This window comes from bacterium, from assembly GCA_040755795.1.
In the GTDB taxonomy this organism is placed as follows: Bacteria; UBA9089; CG2-30-40-21; order CG2-30-40-21; family SBAY01; genus JBFLXS01.
Window position 1 is genome coordinate 1 of record JBFLXS010000732.1, and the last position, 1,144, is coordinate 1,144.

Sequence of the window (1,144 nt, forward strand, 5' to 3'; positions counted from 1 at the left end):
AGGGAAGGTTGAGGTGAAAAGCACGAATGATTATAAAGGTGTGTGGATATTTGCAGAACAACATTTTAACAATTTAGCCGCGGTATCATTAGAACTCCTTGGAGTAGGAAGGAAATTAGCCGATAATTTACAGGTAGAGCTAAGTGCTGTCCTTTTAGGAAGTGGAATCGAAGAATTTTGTCCTCAATTAATTGCCTCAGGAGCAGATAAGGTTTATTTATTGGATTCGGAGATTCTGGCAAATTATTGTGAAGATACATATACAAAGGCAATAGTTGATTTAATTTTAGAGTATAAACCAGAGATTTTTTTGTTGGGCGCAACTAATAGTGGACGGGCTTTGGCGCCAAGAATAGCGGCAAGATTAAAAACAGGACTAACCGCTGATTGCACTGAACTTAAAATAGATGAAGAAGGTAAATTTCTTCAAACAAGACCGGCATTTGGTGGTAATTTGATGGCAACTATTATCACCCCCAATCATAGACCCCAAATGGCAACAGTCCGACCAAGGGTAATGAGCAAACCTATCCCGATAGTTGAACGAACTGGAGAGATTATTAGAATAAAACCCAATGTTATGCAGGAAGATATGAGAACTAAGATAGTAAATTGGGTTAAGGAGATAAATGAAGATGTAAATTTAGAAGAGGCTGATATTGTCGTTGCTGGAGGAAGGGGATTACAGGAGGCTAAGAACTTTGAATTAATTTCAGACCTGGCTAAGGTTTTAGGAGGAGCGGTAGCGGCCTCACGAGCCGCAGTAGATGCCGGCTGGATTTCTCATCATCATCAGGTTGGTCAAACAGGAAAAACTATCTGCCCAAAACTTTATATTGCTTGTGGTATCTCCGGAGCTATTCAACACTTAGTTGGAATGCAAACTTCAGATTGTATTGTGGCTATAAATAAAGATAAAGACGCCCCTATCTTTGATGTCTCAAGTTATGGAATCGTGGGCGACCTATTTGAAATACTTCCAGTTTTAATTGAAGAATTTAAAAAAATCTGTAACTATTCGTAACCGTTCAGGTGGTAATTCACCGCAGAGACGCAGAGGAACAGAGAAGACATGGAAATAAATCAGATAACAGAAAAGATTATTGATGCAATCATTGTCCTACATAGGACATCAAAACCAAAT

At 38.8% G+C, this 1,144-nt stretch carries 1 protein-coding gene; it reads left to right on the plus strand.

Annotation, left to right across the window (positions count from 1 at the left end; genetic code table 11):
• Window positions 1–40 precede the first annotated feature (40 nt).
• Window positions 41–1,024: an electron transfer flavoprotein subunit alpha/FixB family protein gene (locus AB1414_21265; protein MEW6609941.1), complete on the plus strand. Its 984-nt coding sequence runs from the start codon at window positions 41–43 to the stop codon at window positions 1,022–1,024.
• Window positions 1,025–1,144 lie beyond the last annotated feature (120 nt).